Origin of the sequence: Streptosporangium sp. CA-115845 (assembly GCF_050943795.1) — a bacterium.
GTDB lineage: Bacteria > Actinomycetota > Actinomycetes > Streptosporangiales > Streptosporangiaceae > Streptosporangium.
In genome coordinates this window covers 8,773,922-8,787,758 of record NZ_CP191988.1, presented here as the reverse complement: position 1 = coordinate 8,787,758, position 13,837 = coordinate 8,773,922, and the positions used below count along the sequence as shown (strand labels likewise).

Annotated in this window: 16 protein-coding genes; 11 read left to right on the top strand and 5 right to left on the bottom strand. The window is 68.3% G+C overall.

All coding sequences use genetic code 11. The features are described 5' to 3' along the window. Positions 1–90: 90 nt before the first annotated feature. The 4 genes from mshB (at position 91) to ACQP0P_RS41730 (ending at position 3,298) form a co-directional block, all read left to right on the top strand. Positions 91–996 (top strand): N-acetyl-1-D-myo-inositol-2-amino-2-deoxy-alpha-D-glucopyranoside deacetylase, encoded by a 906-nt coding sequence (gene mshB / locus ACQP0P_RS41745; protein ID WP_433366915.1) that lies wholly within the window; start codon positions 91–93, stop codon positions 994–996. 14 nt (positions 997–1,010) lie between these two features. After that, a complete protein-coding gene (locus ACQP0P_RS41740) occupies positions 1,011–1,526 on the top strand; it encodes a DUF6113 family protein (RefSeq protein ID WP_433366912.1) in 516 nt (171 codons plus the stop codon). 81 nt (positions 1,527–1,607) lie between these two features. Then, complete coding sequence (locus tag ACQP0P_RS41735; protein WP_433366909.1) at positions 1,608–2,033, top strand: hypothetical protein; 426 nt, start codon at positions 1,608–1,610, stop codon at positions 2,031–2,033. Positions 2,034–2,101: 68 nt separating this feature from the next. Next, positions 2,102–3,298, top strand: a complete 1,197-nt coding sequence (locus ACQP0P_RS41730) for an MBL fold metallo-hydrolase (protein WP_433366907.1) — start codon at positions 2,102–2,104, stop codon at positions 3,296–3,298. Between the two features lie 34 nt (positions 3,299–3,332). On the opposite strand, the gene ACQP0P_RS41725 is transcribed toward ACQP0P_RS41730, so the two are convergent. Continuing rightward, positions 3,333–5,867 (bottom strand): penicillin acylase family protein, encoded by a 2,535-nt coding sequence (locus ACQP0P_RS41725; protein WP_433382366.1) that lies wholly within the window; start codon positions 5,865–5,867, stop codon positions 3,333–3,335. A 108-nt stretch (positions 5,868–5,975) separates the two neighbouring features. Between ACQP0P_RS41725 and rraA the strand changes: the two genes are divergently transcribed. Continuing rightward, entirely contained in the window at positions 5,976–6,455 is a 480-nt protein-coding gene (gene rraA, locus ACQP0P_RS41720; protein WP_433366904.1) for a ribonuclease E activity regulator RraA, read from the top strand. A gap of 102 nt (positions 6,456–6,557) precedes the next feature. Here the strand turns inward: rraA and ACQP0P_RS41715 are convergent, their stop codons facing one another. Further along, positions 6,558–7,469 carry an aldose 1-epimerase family protein gene (locus ACQP0P_RS41715; protein ID WP_433366901.1) on the bottom strand — a complete coding sequence of 304 codons (912 nt, stop codon included), beginning with the start codon at positions 7,467–7,469 and terminating at the stop codon, positions 6,558–6,560. Then, a complete protein-coding gene (locus ACQP0P_RS41710; RefSeq protein WP_433366898.1) occupies positions 7,466–7,891 on the bottom strand; it encodes an NUDIX hydrolase in 426 nt (141 codons plus the stop codon). The genes ACQP0P_RS41715 and ACQP0P_RS41710 overlap by 4 nt, the downstream gene beginning before the upstream one ends. Before the next feature lie 65 nt (positions 7,892–7,956). Here ACQP0P_RS41710 and ACQP0P_RS41705 point away from each other — a divergent pair, with 65 nt between their 5' ends. Then, a complete protein-coding gene (locus ACQP0P_RS41705) occupies positions 7,957–8,079 on the top strand; it encodes a hypothetical protein (protein WP_433366895.1) in 123 nt (40 codons plus the stop codon). Between the two features lie 6 nt (positions 8,080–8,085). Here the strand turns inward: ACQP0P_RS41705 and ACQP0P_RS41700 are convergent, their stop codons facing one another. Both ACQP0P_RS41700 and ACQP0P_RS41695 read right to left on the bottom strand, forming a co-directional pair. Continuing rightward, positions 8,086–8,562 carry an SAM-dependent methyltransferase gene (locus ACQP0P_RS41700; RefSeq protein ID WP_433366892.1) on the bottom strand — a complete coding sequence of 159 codons (477 nt, stop codon included), beginning with the start codon at positions 8,560–8,562 and terminating at the stop codon, positions 8,086–8,088. A 32-nt stretch (positions 8,563–8,594) separates the two neighbouring features. Next, a complete protein-coding gene (locus ACQP0P_RS41695; protein WP_433366889.1) occupies positions 8,595–9,977 on the bottom strand; it encodes a hypothetical protein in 1,383 nt (460 codons plus the stop codon). Positions 9,978–10,236: 259 nt separating this feature from the next. Between ACQP0P_RS41695 and ACQP0P_RS41690 the strand changes: the two genes are divergently transcribed. The 5 genes from ACQP0P_RS41690 (at position 10,237) to tgmC (ending at position 13,719) form a co-directional block, all read left to right on the top strand. Then, the gene (locus tag ACQP0P_RS41690; RefSeq protein ID WP_433366886.1) at positions 10,237–10,596 is read left to right on the top strand and encodes a hypothetical protein; all 360 of its coding nucleotides are present in this window, start codon (positions 10,237–10,239) and stop codon (positions 10,594–10,596) included. Continuing rightward, positions 10,593–11,210, top strand: a complete 618-nt coding sequence (locus tag ACQP0P_RS41685; protein WP_433366884.1) for a hypothetical protein — start codon at positions 10,593–10,595, stop codon at positions 11,208–11,210. The genes ACQP0P_RS41690 and ACQP0P_RS41685 overlap by 4 nt, the downstream gene beginning before the upstream one ends. 173 nt (positions 11,211–11,383) lie before the next feature. After that, positions 11,384–11,623 (top strand): putative ATP-grasp-modified RiPP, encoded by a 240-nt coding sequence (gene tgmA / locus ACQP0P_RS41680; protein ID WP_433366881.1) that lies wholly within the window; start codon positions 11,384–11,386, stop codon positions 11,621–11,623. A 24-nt stretch (positions 11,624–11,647) separates the two neighbouring features. After that, positions 11,648–12,592 (top strand): ATP-grasp ribosomal peptide maturase, encoded by a 945-nt coding sequence (gene tgmB, locus ACQP0P_RS41675; RefSeq protein ID WP_433366878.1) that lies wholly within the window; start codon positions 11,648–11,650, stop codon positions 12,590–12,592. Continuing rightward, on the top strand, positions 12,589–13,719 hold the full coding sequence (gene tgmC, locus ACQP0P_RS41670) for an ATP-grasp peptide maturase system methyltransferase (RefSeq protein WP_433366876.1): 1,131 nt from the start codon (positions 12,589–12,591) through the stop codon (positions 13,717–13,719). The genes tgmB and tgmC overlap by 4 nt, the downstream gene beginning before the upstream one ends. The last annotated feature ends 118 nt before the right edge of the window (positions 13,720–13,837 follow it).

Below are 13,837 nucleotides of genomic sequence, written 5' to 3'. Positions count from 1 at the left end.
TCTTGCCAGTTCCGCGTCGGCTGTCCTGTTTTCCAGAAGTGGTGAATTCGGAGGTTCTGGGCGATCCCTGGCGTCGATACCCTCGAACCTATGACTGACCGGCGCCTGATGCTCGTGCATGCCCATCCGGACGACGAGACGATCGGCAGCGGGGCCACCATGGCCAGGTACGCGGCCCAGGGCGCGCACGTCACGCTGGTGACCTGCACCCTGGGCGAGGAGGGCGAGGTCATCCCGGCTGAGCTGGCCCACCTGACCGCCGATCGCGACGACACCCTGGGAGAGCACCGCGTCTCCGAGCTCGCCGCGGCCTGCGCCGCGCTCGGCGTCACCGACCACCGGTTCCTGGGCGGCCGGGGCCGCTGGCGCGACTCCGGCATGATGGGCGTCGTCTCCAACCAGGCCGCGAACGCCTTCTGGCAGGCCGATCTGGACGAGGCGGCGGGCGAGCTCGTCAGGATCATCCGCGAGGTGCGGCCCCAGGTGCTCGTCACCTACGACGAGAACGGCTTCTACGGCCATCCCGACCACATCCAGGCCCACCGGGTCACCTGGCGGGCCTTCGAGCTGGCGGCGGACCCGGCGTTCGGCGAGGGCGGCCCGTGGCGCGTTTCGAAGTTCTACCACACCGCCATGCCCAGGTCGGTGATGATCAGGGGCGAGGAGGCGATGCGCGAGAACGGCGTCCCCTTCCTGGTCGAGCCGGTCGCCGACCTGTCGTTCGGCTGCGCGGACGATGACGTCACCACCGAGATCGACGCCCGTGCCCACCTCGAACGGAAGATCGACGCGATGCGGGCGCACGCCACCCAGATCAGCGTGAGCCCGCCCTGGTTCGCCCTGTCCAACGACGTCGGCCAGGAGTTGCTCGGGGTCGAGCACTTCATTCTCCGCTCCGGCGCGCGGGGGCCCGCGGGGCCGGGAGCGCCGATCGAGCTGGGAGGGCTCGGCGAGCCTTACGGCCGCGAGGACGACCTCTTCGCCGGGATCGGTTAGCCTCGATGTTTGTGATGGAGCAGGTCCCCGCGACACGCGAGCCCTCGGAGACGGTCGTCACCGTGGCGGTCAACGCGGTGCTCGTCATGCTCGGGCTGCTGATGGGCGTCCTCGGCGGGTTCGAGCACTCCTGGTACATCAGGCCCGTCCCGGTCTCCGCCCTCGTCTGTGTCGCCCTGCTGTTCGCGATCACCTACGGAGCGGGCCGGATGACCCGCGGCAAGGCGGCGGCCCTGTCGTTCGCGATGGGCTGGGCGGTGATCACCATGATCTGGATCACCGGACGGCCGGAGGGCGACCTGGTCATCGCCAACGACCTGTCCGGCTACGTCTACCTCTACGGGAGCCTCGCGGCGGTCGCGGCGGGGGTGCTGCTCGCGCCACCGGCCGCGGAGGGCGGCTCGTGGCTGCTCACCCAGCACGGGTACGGTCCTCGCCCGCAGCCCTCACCCGCCCCGCCGGGCCCGCAGGCCCCACCCGATCAGGGCCCGCCGGGCCCGCAGCCCCCGCAGGTCCCGCCCGGCACCTGAGGCTCGTCCGGTCGGGTTCTGCCCGGACCCGCGAGGTGAGGGCCGCTACCGCGAGCCGTCCGGATGACGCACAATCCCGGTATGCGGCGGTTACATCGGGTACGGCGGACTGTTAATTACATCAACCTGTCCACGCCCCTGGGGCTGCTGCTGGCGCGCCTCGGGCGGGCCAGGGTGGCCGCCGGGCCCGACGGGCTGGTCCTGGCGTACGGCTACCGCTTCCGGTTCCCGATCGCCTCGGCGTTCACCGTGGGCAACGTGGTGCTGACCAAGCACGAGGAGGGCTTCCTCACCGGCGCCCTGCTCAGGCACGAGGACCGGCACGCCTCCCAGTACATGCTCTGCGTGGGCCTGCCGATGCTCCCGCTCTACGTCGTGGCGGTGGCGGTCTCCATGCTGGTCTGCGGCGATCACGCCTCGTGGAACCTCTTCGAGCGGTTGGCGAACCTGGAGGACGGCAACTACGCCCGCAGATCCCCGTGGTGGTTTCGTACTAAATCCTCTTAAAAGGGGATGGATCTCTCTGTGGGGGGATCAACAGGGGGTGAGCCGACGATGACAGAAGGGGACCGCCCATGTCGCAGACGTCCCACCCCGAAGCCGCCGCCGCAGAACTCACAGGCCCTGTCGAAGGGCCGCCCCGCCGTTCCGGGTGGTCGGCCCGGTTCGCCACCCGGCCGGCGCGCGCGTTGAGACAGCTGGGCCGGGCCTCCAAACGGATGGCCGCGGCCGAGGCGGCGGCCGGCTCCGCCACGCTCCCGGAAGCCCCCACCCGGCCGGAGCCGCCCGGACGGCCGGCTCCGCGACCGTCGCCTCCGCCGGACCGCCTGGCACCCCCGCCCCGGCGGTCGTGGCCGGGAGGCTTCAGGGACCGGCTGACCTCGCCGGTCCCGACCTTCCAGGAGCTGCTGGCGATCGTGTGGCACGGCAGGCTCCGCCCGGGGGTCGGGGACGCGGACCGCATCCCGGTCCACCGGGACGGGCTTCCCGGCCCGACGGGGACCGACGCGGTCCTCACCTGGGTGGGCCACGCGACGTACGTGGTGCAGATCGGCGGGCTGACCGTCCTCACCGACCCGGTCTGGTCCAGGAAGATCCCCGGCACCCGGCCCCGCCTGACCCCGCCCGGCGTCGCGTGGGCGGACCTGCCCCGGATCGACGCCGTGGTGATCAGCCACAACCACTACGACCACCTGGACGCGCCGACCGTGCGGCGGCTGCCGCGGAGCACGCCGGTCCTCGTCCCGGCCGGGCTCAGGTCCTGGTTCACCAGACGCGGGTTCCGCCACGTCACCGAGCTCGACTGGTGGGAGAGCACCTGGGTGGGCGGTGTCCGCTTCGACTTCGTCCCCGCCCACCACTGGAGCCGCCGCACGGTCTGGGACACCTGCAGGAGCCTCTGGGGCGGCTGGGTGATCGCCTCCGACGACCAGACGATCTACTTCGCCGGGGACACCGGTTACGGCGAGCGCTTCGCCCAGGTCGGGGCACGCTATCCGGGCGGCATCGACCTGGCCCTGATGCCGGTGGGCGCGTTCGAGCCCCGCTGGTTCATGAAGGCCGCGCACGTCGACCCCGCGCAGGCCGTACGGGCCTGCCAGGACGTCGGGGCCCGCCGGATGGCGACCATGCACTGGGGCACGTTCGTGCTGTCAGGAGAGTCGCTCCTCGCGCCGGTGGAGGAGGCCAGGGCGGCCTGGGCGGAGGCGGGGCGGGACCGCGCCGACCTGTGGGACCTCGCCGTCGGCGAGTCCCGCGTTCTGACGACCTGACGACCTGTTCCTCGATGTCCCGCCCACCGGGTCATCAGGGGCTGAGCGTCAGGACGTTGGTGGCCGCCTCCTTGATGGACTCCTCATGGGCGAGCATGGGGACGGTCTTCCCACTCGCCCAGAGTGGCGCCTGGTCCCAGTAGTTGTCGTGGAACGCGTGGCCGGAGGCGCCGGTCAGGTTGATCCACTGGGATTCGTCCAGGTTCCCCAGGTCGACCACCATTCGCATGGACGGCAGAGCACCCACCGTGTAGTCGGACTGGACGTCCCAGCCGGCGGCGTTGACCGCGTCGTCGCTGCCGGCCACCGGGAACGGGCCCCGGTTGAACAGCCACTCGATCGGGCCGATCCCCGAGGTTCCGAAGCTCTGGTGGACGAGCCTCAGCGAGTGCAGGTCTCCCCAGCGCCAGTCCTTGACATCCGGGCCGAGCCGGGCGTTCAGCTCGTCGTAGGCCAGGGCCATCGCCCGTCGCAGCATGTCGTCCCGGGTCTCGGTACGCGGGGTGCCGCCGTCGTCCCAGAACGCGTCGTCCGGCTTGTCGAGCATGACCCGGACGACCTCGAACCAGCGGTCGCCGCCGCCGGGCCGGGCTCCCTCGGGCAGGTCGTCGTTGAAGGTCTCGATGAGCAGGTGCCGCCAGACGGCGTTGAAGTACATCGCGGGGGCCGAGTCCGCACCCTGCGAGCGGTCCCACTTCCGCAGCAGCTCGCGAGCGTCCTCGGCGGGCCCGGCGATCTTGACGTCCATCAGCTTGGGCACCAGGAAGTCGGCGAAGCCGTTGTCGGTGTCCTGCTGCAGCGCGCTCATCGCCGCCACGTCCACCTTGCCGTCCCGCACCGCGTCGCGGAGGCGGTCCAGGATGCGCTGGGAACGGTATCCGTAGGCCCAGTCCTTGGTGAGGTTGTACGGGTAGCGGGTGGGGTCGATGACCGCGTTGTTGGCGGTCACGATGTAGCCCTCCGGCGGGTTGTAGACGCTGGGCAGCTCGTTGAAGGGGATCGTCGACTGCCAGGCGTACTCGCCGGTCCAGCCCGGCACCGGCCAGGTGCCGTCGCCGCGGCTTCGCACCGGGATCCGCCCGGGGGCCTGGTACCCGATGTTGCCCCCGGTGTCGGCGTAGATCAGGTTCTGTGCGGGCACCTCGAACTTGCTCGCCGCCGCCCGGAACTGCTGCCAGTCCTGCGCGGTGTTCAGCGCGAAGATCGCGTCAGCGGTCCTGCCCGGCTCCAGGGCCGTCCACTTGAGCGCGACCGCGTCGGCCTTCTCCTCGAAGACCGCGTCCATGCCGGGCAGCGTGTCCTTTGTGCTCTGCAGGGCGTCGGAGATGATCGGCCCGTGCATGGTGTCGCGCACCTTGAGCTGTACGTCGGCGCCTCCGGCCACCTTGATCGTCTCAGTCCTGGTGGTCAGCGGCTTCCAGTCGCCCATGAACAGGTACGAGTCATCCTTGATCCGTTCCAGGTAGAGGTCGGCGACGTCCGGGCCGAGGTTGGTGAAGCCCCAGGAGATCCTGTCGTTGTGGCCGATGATCACGCCGGGCACGCCGGAGAAGCTGAACCCGGTGAGGTCGAACGGGCACTCGGGACCTTTGGCGCGGCAGTGCAGTCCGGTCTGGTACCAGACCGAGGGCATGCTCGCGGACAGGTGGGGGTCGTTGGAGAGCAGGGGTTTGCCCGACTTGGTGTGCTTGCCGCCGACCACCCACGAGTTCGAGCCGATGCCGCTGCCGCCCGCCGGGTCGCCCATCAGGCTCGGCACCGCGCGGATGGCCGCCGCCGCCCGGATCAGCGCCCCGGTGGCCGGTGTCCCCGGCGGCTCCGTGACGCTCTTCTTCGGCTCCTCGTCCTGGTCGAACCCGCGTTCGCCGACCGAGCCCCGGGTGACGATCGGCTGGTGGGTGTCGTACGGGTAGGAGGGCCAGAGCTGCTCCACCCGCCCACGGGGCAGCTTGCTCGCCGCGAGGGCCCGGCCGATCTCGTCGGCCATGTTGGAGCGCAGGTCCCAGGCCATGGCCTTGAGCCAGGCCAGCGAGTCGACCGGGGTCCACGGCTCGGGGCGGTAGCCGGGGCTGGTCGCCCGCAGCAGCACGTACTCCAGGCTTCGGTCGGCGAAGCCGTTGTGCCGCTCCATCCAGGCGTTCACCCCGTCGGCGTAGGCGTCCAGGTAGCGCCGGGTCTGCTCGCCGAGCAGGGGCAGCTCCTTCTCCGCCACCTTTCGCCAGCCCATGGTCCGGATGACCTTGTCCTCGGTCAGCGTCGCCGAGCCGAACATCTCCGACAGCCGGCCGGCGGTCACGTGGCGGCGGAAGTCCATCTCGAAGAAGCGGTCCTGCGCGTGCACGTAGCCCTGGGCGAGGAACAGGTCGTCGGGGGAGTCGGCGTAGATATGCGGAATACCCGTTTTATCGCGATATACAGTGACTTTCCCGGTGAGGCCGCGCACCTTGAGCTCGCCTTCGAGCTGAGGGAAGGACGCCCGTACACTCCACACGCCGGCCCCGGCGAACAGTAGACCGAGTACCACGAGGACGGAAAGTACGCGTGCCGGCCACTTGAACGGACGGGGCATCCAGGCGTACGGGCGGAACCTCACAAAAACCTCCTAGGCGACATGCTCCAGCAAGTGTGGCACCACCCCAGAGGTCCCGGCATTGTGATCATTAGCGAAGATGCGGGTATGACACTTTCCACGGCCGATCTGGTCGACGCCCACGGCGCCGCGGTCGCGAGCTGCCTGACCCAGTTCCGCTCCTACGGCCTGCGCACCCGATTCGCGGGCCCGATCGCGACGGTCCGCTGTCTGGAGGACAACGCCCTCGTCAAGCGGGTCCTGGCCACTCCCGGTGCGGGCCGCGTGCTGGTGGTGGACGGTGCGGGCTCGCTGCGCACCGCGCTGATGGGCGACCTCATCGCCGCCTCGGCCGTCTCGTCCGGCTGGTCAGGTGTGGTCGTCAACGGCGCCGTCCGCGACACCGCCGCCCTCGCCGTCCTGGACCTGGGTATCAAGGCCCTCGGATCGAACCCGGCCAAGAGCGCCAAGGAGGGCACCGGCGAGCTCGACGTCCCCGTCACCTTCGGCGAGGTCGTCTTCACCCCCGGCGCCTGGCTCTACAGCGACGAGGACGGCATCCTGGTCAGCCCCGTCGAGCTCTCCTGAGGTGCCGTTCCCGGCCCCTGAGGAGTTCCGGCCCGGAGTGCCGCCCCGCGGCCAGGACCGGGAGCGATCGGAGGAGGAGGTGGTCCCGGTCCTGATGGCAGGTCAGATCGGGCCGATTCCCCAGTGGTGGACGGCGCGGTCTCCGGGAGCGAGCCGGATGACGTCCTCGCCACTGCGGAAGGCGTTCGGCGGGCAGCTCATCGGCTCCACCGCCAGCCCCTGGCGGCGGTGCTCCGCGGGGAGGGTGTCACCGGTGTAGAGCTGGAGCCACTCGATCCCCTCACCCGCCCACAGCTGGACCCCGCGGGTCCCGTCCGCGTCGCTCAGCCGCACCCGTACCAGCCCGTCGGTGCCGCGCTCCAGGTCGGTGAACGCGGTGTCGAGCACCGTCCGGCCGATCGGGCGGGCGGTCCTGAAGTCGTACTCGGTCTCCTTGACGTCCTGGTGGTCGGTGGGGATCTTCCGGTCGTCCACCGCGAGCCACTGGCTCGCGGGAAGTTCCAGAAGCGCGTCGTCGAGGGTGCCGAGCGTCAGGTAGGGATGGGCCCCGAAGCCGTACGGCGCGTCGGTGGTGCCGACGTTCTCCGCGGCCACCTCGACCTCCAGGCCGGACGCGCCCAGCGCGTACCGGATGGACAGATCCAGGATGTGCGGATAGCCGAGCTGGGGGAAGAGCCGCAGCCCCAGCCGGATCGAGGCGTCGTCGCTCGCGAGGACACGCCAGGGGAACGACCGGGAGAAGCCGTGGATCGCGTTGCCGGTCTGCGGCTCGCTCAGCGCGAGCTGCCGCTCCTCGCCGTCGAACGTGTAGCGGCCGTCCTCGACCCTGTTCGGCCAGGGGAGCAGCGGCAGTCCCGCGCCGCCGATCGGGGACAGGTCCTCGGGGAAGTCGACGACGAGCGGCCGGCCGTCCAGGGTGAGGCTCCGCAGGCCGGCCCCGACCTCGGTGATCACCGCCTGGAAACCGCCGGCCGCGATGGTGTACTGAGTCCCGGTGGGCGCGATGTTTGTCACAGTAGGTGGGTCCCATCGTGGTTGCGGGTGAACGGGCCGTCGTCGCGGAGGGCGTCGAGGACGCGGATAGCGCGAGCTTCGGGCATAAGTGTGCACACCTGGTCGAGGGTAAGCCAGGTAGCCTCTGACGCCTCGTCGGTTGGCCGAGGGGCACCGCTGATCGCGTGGCAGCGGAAGGTCAGCGAGACGACGCCAAGGAGCATGTTCTTGTACGCGCCGGTCAACGTCTCGGGCTTGACATGGACGCCGGTCTCCTCCAGGACTTCGCGGACTACCGCCTGCTCCAGCGTCTCGCTCAGTTCGACGACTCCGCCGGGTGGGACCCAGCGGCCGTCATCCTGGCGTTTGATGGCCAGAACGCGGCCATCGGCGTGGAACACGACGGCGGTCACACTGACGGAGTGGCGTGGAAGCTCGGGCATGATCTCCTTCTTACCCTGCGGCCCACTCGTATGACAGCCGCCACTGCTGGCTCGGGAAGACGTTGATGACGGTCTCCACGGCGAGATCGTCAGTCGAGCGGCTCTCCTGCGACGAGCAGGGCCGCCTGGTCGAACTGATGCGGATCCGACTCATCGAGGAAGACCTACCGCTGACGCAGCCGGCGTAGCCGCAATCAGTTCTGCGGGTCGACCCAGTAGTCCGTGAGCATCTCACCCGGCCAACTGGGCTCGTGGACTTCACCGCGCGGACCCATCTCCGTGAAGTACGGCGCCAGATCGTAGACAGGGCTGCCGTCGATCGCGTCGAGGTCAGCCACATACAGGTCCAGGCCGTCAACCTTCAGCAGTCGCGGGAAGGACTGCGCGAGCTGATTGGGGCGGCGGTGGTTGCGATGGACGAACGTGCCGGTGACCGGCCATTGAGGATTGTTGCGCGGGCTCCGAGCGTGCAGAGCGACATCCCCGGATGAAGCCTGGTGGAAGTGCCAGACGACCAGCAGGTGGGAGAACTCCTCCAGGCCCTGGACGACCTCGGCGGGAAATTCCGCATTCAAGCGGATGATCGCCGTGCCACTCCAGTGGTCATCAGTGGGTTCGGTACGTCCACCAACTACGATGCCGATGGGCTTGATCTCCAGTGATTTCGTCATGCGCCTGCCCTCATTCCGCCGATCCGACGTGATCAATCTACGTTTGTCAGGTACGCGGCGGCACGCGCATCCAGTTCGGCGACCGCCGATACCTTACGGCGCCGATACGGGGAGAGAAGCTTACGCATGTCAACGACCACGCGCCGAGCCCGCCCCGAATAGATGCCCTCCTCCATCGTGTCCAGAGCGGTGTTCCAGGTGGCACACGCCTCTTCCACGCCACCGGTAGCGATCTGCATCGCCCCCAAGTGTCCGAGCGTCACCACATGCGTGCGGCGGAAGGCATCCCCTCGTGTCCGTGCGCTACGTCGGAACTGGCGCAGCGCCCCCTGGCGGTCCCCGCCGATCCGCAACGTGCACGCCGTCTCGTGCGCCAGTGAAGCCTCCGCGAAGAAGAAAGTCCGATGCGGCTCCTTGATGCCCTCGCTGGCTGAGGCGAGATCGTCCTCAGCTTTCAGCAGGGCCTTCGCCGCAGCCTGCCGCTGATCACTCGCCGCCAAGGCGCGAGCATGAACGACCCCAAGCAGCGACTTCTCCCGTGGGGTGGCCGAAGCGTAGCTCTGCCCCTGCATGGAAGCCGTGGACAGCTCAAGGCCCTTCCTGTGGAATCCCAGGTCGAGAGCCTGATGCGCCATCGCGCGGAGAACATGACCGCTCAATGGCGGATTTCCGGCATGAGCGGCAAGCTTCACCGCTAACGCAAAATAGTTCTGCGCGGCGGCCTGTTCGTTGTTGTCGAACGCCATCCAACCCGATAAATACGCCAGCTCTGCGGCTGCGGAGAACATGTCGCTTCGCACCTGCCCATCGGGAAAGGTCCCGTGCAGGAACACCGCGACGTCGGACTGCAGGTATTGCACCAGCGCCTTTCTGCCGTGGCCGCCGCCGCGCTGCTGGTCGATCCGCGAGAAAGCGTAAGTGAGCTGCTGTACGGCGTCGACGTCACCACGGCCTATCCGCTGATGCTTCGTCGGCGCGGGGTGCTCTTCAGCCATGGTCTTCCACCAGATCTCATCGGGTAGCGCCAGGGCCGCCACTGAGTACACCGCGCCTGTCAGGAAGTTTCGTCGCCCCGTGTCCAAATCTGCTCTCCCCAGTTCGGTCAGTGCGATCAACGGATCGATGTGCCACTCCAATGCCTCCTGCGCCAGAGCATCGGGGACTGTGAACCCGAGTTCATCTGGTGTGACAACACGCTTCAGACGACGGGACAGTGCCTGACACAGGATTATGGGTGCTGCGCCTGACGGCTTCGTCCCCGCCACCCACATGCTGATGTGGGAGCGGCCGATACTCGTGTAGTCGAGCAGACCGCCCTCCTGGGCGACACGATTGAAAGCGCTCGCCGCTTGCGCCCGTGACCAGGCAGCCTCTTCGAGCAGTACGACCAGCCGCTCATTTCGTTTGCTCGCCACCGCATGCCTCCGCATGACAAACGGATCTTTGGCCACTTTGACCGATTTGCGTATTCGCTAAGGCCGGTTACCGACCATGTGAATAACCATAGCCGCCAGTGCCGAGGTCCTTAACGCAAGCGGACGGAAACCCGCTGACCTGAAATTCAGAAAAACGATCTTTGACCACTTTGACCACCCTCCGGACCTTAGCCCCATACTTCATGCGCTGTGATCTGTGTAGCTTGAACGTCGTGGGACAAACTGTTGGAGGTCCACGATGGCTCACGAAATTACGGGCGCTCTAGTCGACGCGAAGGCGGAGCAGCACGACAAAGCTCTGGCCATCGTGCAGCAGCTACTGAAAGCGCGGGGAATCCGCTCGTACGCCGTTCACACCATCGGTCTGAAGTTGACGGGCGACGACGGCCGGCCGATCCCGCTGGAGAAGCCCAAGCGGCACGTGCCCGAGCTGGTCGTTCACAACGACGTCGGATGGGTGGACGCCACGGTGACCATCGGGCCGCGCTCCGGCTGCTACCTGGTATCCCTCCGCAACGGTCCCGGCCTTGAGACGGTGCGGGAGCCTCGACAGGTCGCGGACCTGATCCTCACCGCTCAACCAGGCGGCAGGTCATGACGGGCGCCGCAGCGACACGGCTTCGCAAGCCCTACATCACGCCGTACGCCGAGGAAACCCTGGATCTGCCGCTGACCTTCGAGTGGGCGGACGGAGTGCACCGGCTGACCTACCGGGATGCGCTCCTGGGGGAGCGCATGTTCGGCGCGCTGTGGGCTCGCTGCGGCACCGCGCAGGAAGGGAGGATCCTGTGGCCCATGGTGCATACGCTGCGGCAACGACGGTGCATGCTGAACCGGCTATGCCGAGTATGTGGCGAGCCGGCCACCGACCCCGACACCGGGCGCATCACCTGGATCATGCCTTTCGCGGCGCCCGGCGCCCTCCGGTCGACCATGTCCACAGCCAACCCGCCCATCTGCAAGGCGCACCTTGGCGAAGCACTGGCCACCTGCCCCCACCTGCGCGTCGGGGCACCGGTCGTGTGCACGGTCAGCGACTACTTCCCGATCGGGGTACTGGCCAACCTGTACGGCGAGGCCGGGCACGGCCGGGTGGTGGAGACCCACCACCAGCGGCACATCGGCCTGGACGAGTTCAACCGGCTTCACCGGGCGCTGGCCACACAGCTGATCGTCCAGGTCCATGACCTCCAGCCAGCAGCCCAGGACTGAGGGCGGACCACGAAAGCCATGATCATCGCACCGCAGGTAACGGCTTCACAGCAGCAAGCCCGCGAGCGGCGGCGCGGCCGTACGCGGGAGCCAGCCCCTCCCTCTTTAAGACTCCCGGGCAGGGACTCCCCTGTCAGGGCCGCACCAGCAACAACGACAGAAAGCAGGACAGCATGACCACAGCGATTGCCCCTTGGGGACTCAACCGGACGACCGAGCCACTTCTGGAGTGCCCGCCGCTGTACGACACGATCCAGTTCGACCCGGTGACCCAGCTCACCAGCTTCCGCAGCCGTGCCGGCGTCATCGTGGACATGGGCAACAAGGTCACCGTGACCACGTCAAAGGGCGGCGGGAGCGACGGCTCCGGCGGTAGCGCCAACGTGGCTGACGACTCCAACACCGACAGCTAGCGGATGCGGCCATCACCACAGACCGTGCTGGTCATCACATCGGTAGAGGACGTCACCGCCAACCTGGTGATCGAGGTGCTGAACGAGCGCCAGGCGCGGGTCGTCCGAGCCGATCCTGCCGATATCGGCGCCGGGCTGATGTTCAGCGCCGCCATTGATGACCGCGGGGAATGGGCTGGCCGGCTGCGTACGGCGAGTCGCGACATCGCGCTCGCGGAGGTTGGGGCGGTGTACTACCGCCGCCCCAACCCGTACTCGGTCCGATTCGCCCACCTGCCCGCCCAGCAAAGCACCTTCGCCACCGCCGAAGCCCAGCACGGGCTCGGCGGCATCCTGCGCACCCTGCACGGCGCGACATACGTCAGCCATCCCGCGGCGATCAACCGCGCCGACTACAAGGTCGCGCAGCTCCGAACGGCTGCCCGGCTCGGGCTGAGCATCCCGCTGAGCCTGATCACCAACGACCTCGAACAGGCGCGGAAGTTCGCCGCCGAGCACGGCCCGATCATCTACAAATCGTTCCGAGGCGTCCCACCCTCTCCGGAGGGTCGCGTTGCGATATGGACACAGCGGGTCACCTCCGAAGACCTGGATGACTCAGTGTCGGTGACCGCCCACCTGTTCCAGCAGGAGGTGCGCAAGGTCGCCGACGCGCGGGTGACAGTGATTGGGCGGCGCGTGTTCGCCAGTAGGATCACCACTCCTGACGGTGCGCTCGACTGGCGCAGCGGCGACTGGGAGCAGTTGACCCATGACCCCATCGACGTACCCGAGCCGATCAGGAACGCTCTACACGCCTACCTCGACCACTTCGGGCTGATGTTCGGCGCGTTCGATTTCGCGCTCGAAGCCAGCGGGAAATGGATCTTCATCGAGTGCAACCCCAACGGGCAGTGGGGCTGGCTGCCTGACTCCGGCGCGATGGCACACGCCCTCGCCGATCTGCTCTTGGAGAGATGGTGGTCGTGAACGACACAGCCATGATGCTCCGCCGCGCGCTGGCGGACACCATAGGTTCCCCCGACTGGCGCAAAGCGCTGGAAGCGGTACCGCGCGAGCTGTTCGTAGGTGATGCCGCCTACCTGGCCGATGCGACCCGTGGTGATCTGTGGACCCCCGTACGTCGCGCTGAGGTCGGCGTGGACGACTGGCTGGCCCTGGTCTACATCGATGAGACGTGGGTGACCCAGGTAGACGGGGTTCTGGCCGAAGAGGCAACGGGGGCGGTGACCGGCTCACCCAGTTCGTCGTCCACAACCCCGAGCCTGGTCGTGCGGATGTTGGAAGCCGCTCAGATCAGCAAGGGTGACAGGGTGCTGGAGATCGGCACCGGCACCGGCTACTCCACTGCGTTGATGTGCCAGCGCCTCGGCGACAGTGTGGTGACCTCGATCGAGTACGACCCCGCCGTGGCCGAGCGTGCGAGGAAAGCCATCACCGAGGTCGGATACGCGCCGACGCTCGTGACCGGGGACGGCCTCCACGGCTACGACGACAACGCCCCCTACGACCGGCTGATCGGCACCTGTTCGGTACGGACGATCCCCCCGGCATGGATGGGGCAGGTCCGCGCCGGAGGGACCATCACCACGCCAACGTGGGGCTGGATGGGCGGAATCGCGTTCGCGCACCTCACCCTCGACGAGGACGGTACGGCGAGCGGACGGTTCCTGAAGGATGACTTGTACTTCATGCGTGCCCGCTCCCACCTGCCGCCGCCGCGGCCACCCATCATGACGGGCATCGGCCAGGCCCGAGAGACCAGGATCGACCCGGCGATCCTCAATGGCGAAGCCCCGCTGTTCGTCGCTCAGCTCGCCGCGCCGGCCGCCCAGCGATCATCGAGCGGAGACACGACAATCCTGTTAGACGTCGGCACCGGATCACGGGCCGACACCAGGCCGAACCCCGGCGGCGGGTGGACGGTTCACCAGCACGGCCCGCTGCGGCTGTGGGACGCGATTGAGGACGCCATCCTGATCTGGCAGGACGCCGGATCTCCGCACCAGTCGGCGTTCGGACTCACCGTCACCAGGGACCGCCAATACGTCTGGCTGGGCGAACCGGACGGCCGGTCCTGGGACCTGCCCGCTTAGGAAACACGAAGAAGCGCCCCGCGCCTCCCAAGGGCTGACCTGCGCGGCGATCACCCACAACCTGCTGCGCGCGACCGGTTGCCTGGCCGGACCCGTCCACGTCCGTGCCCTCGGCGCC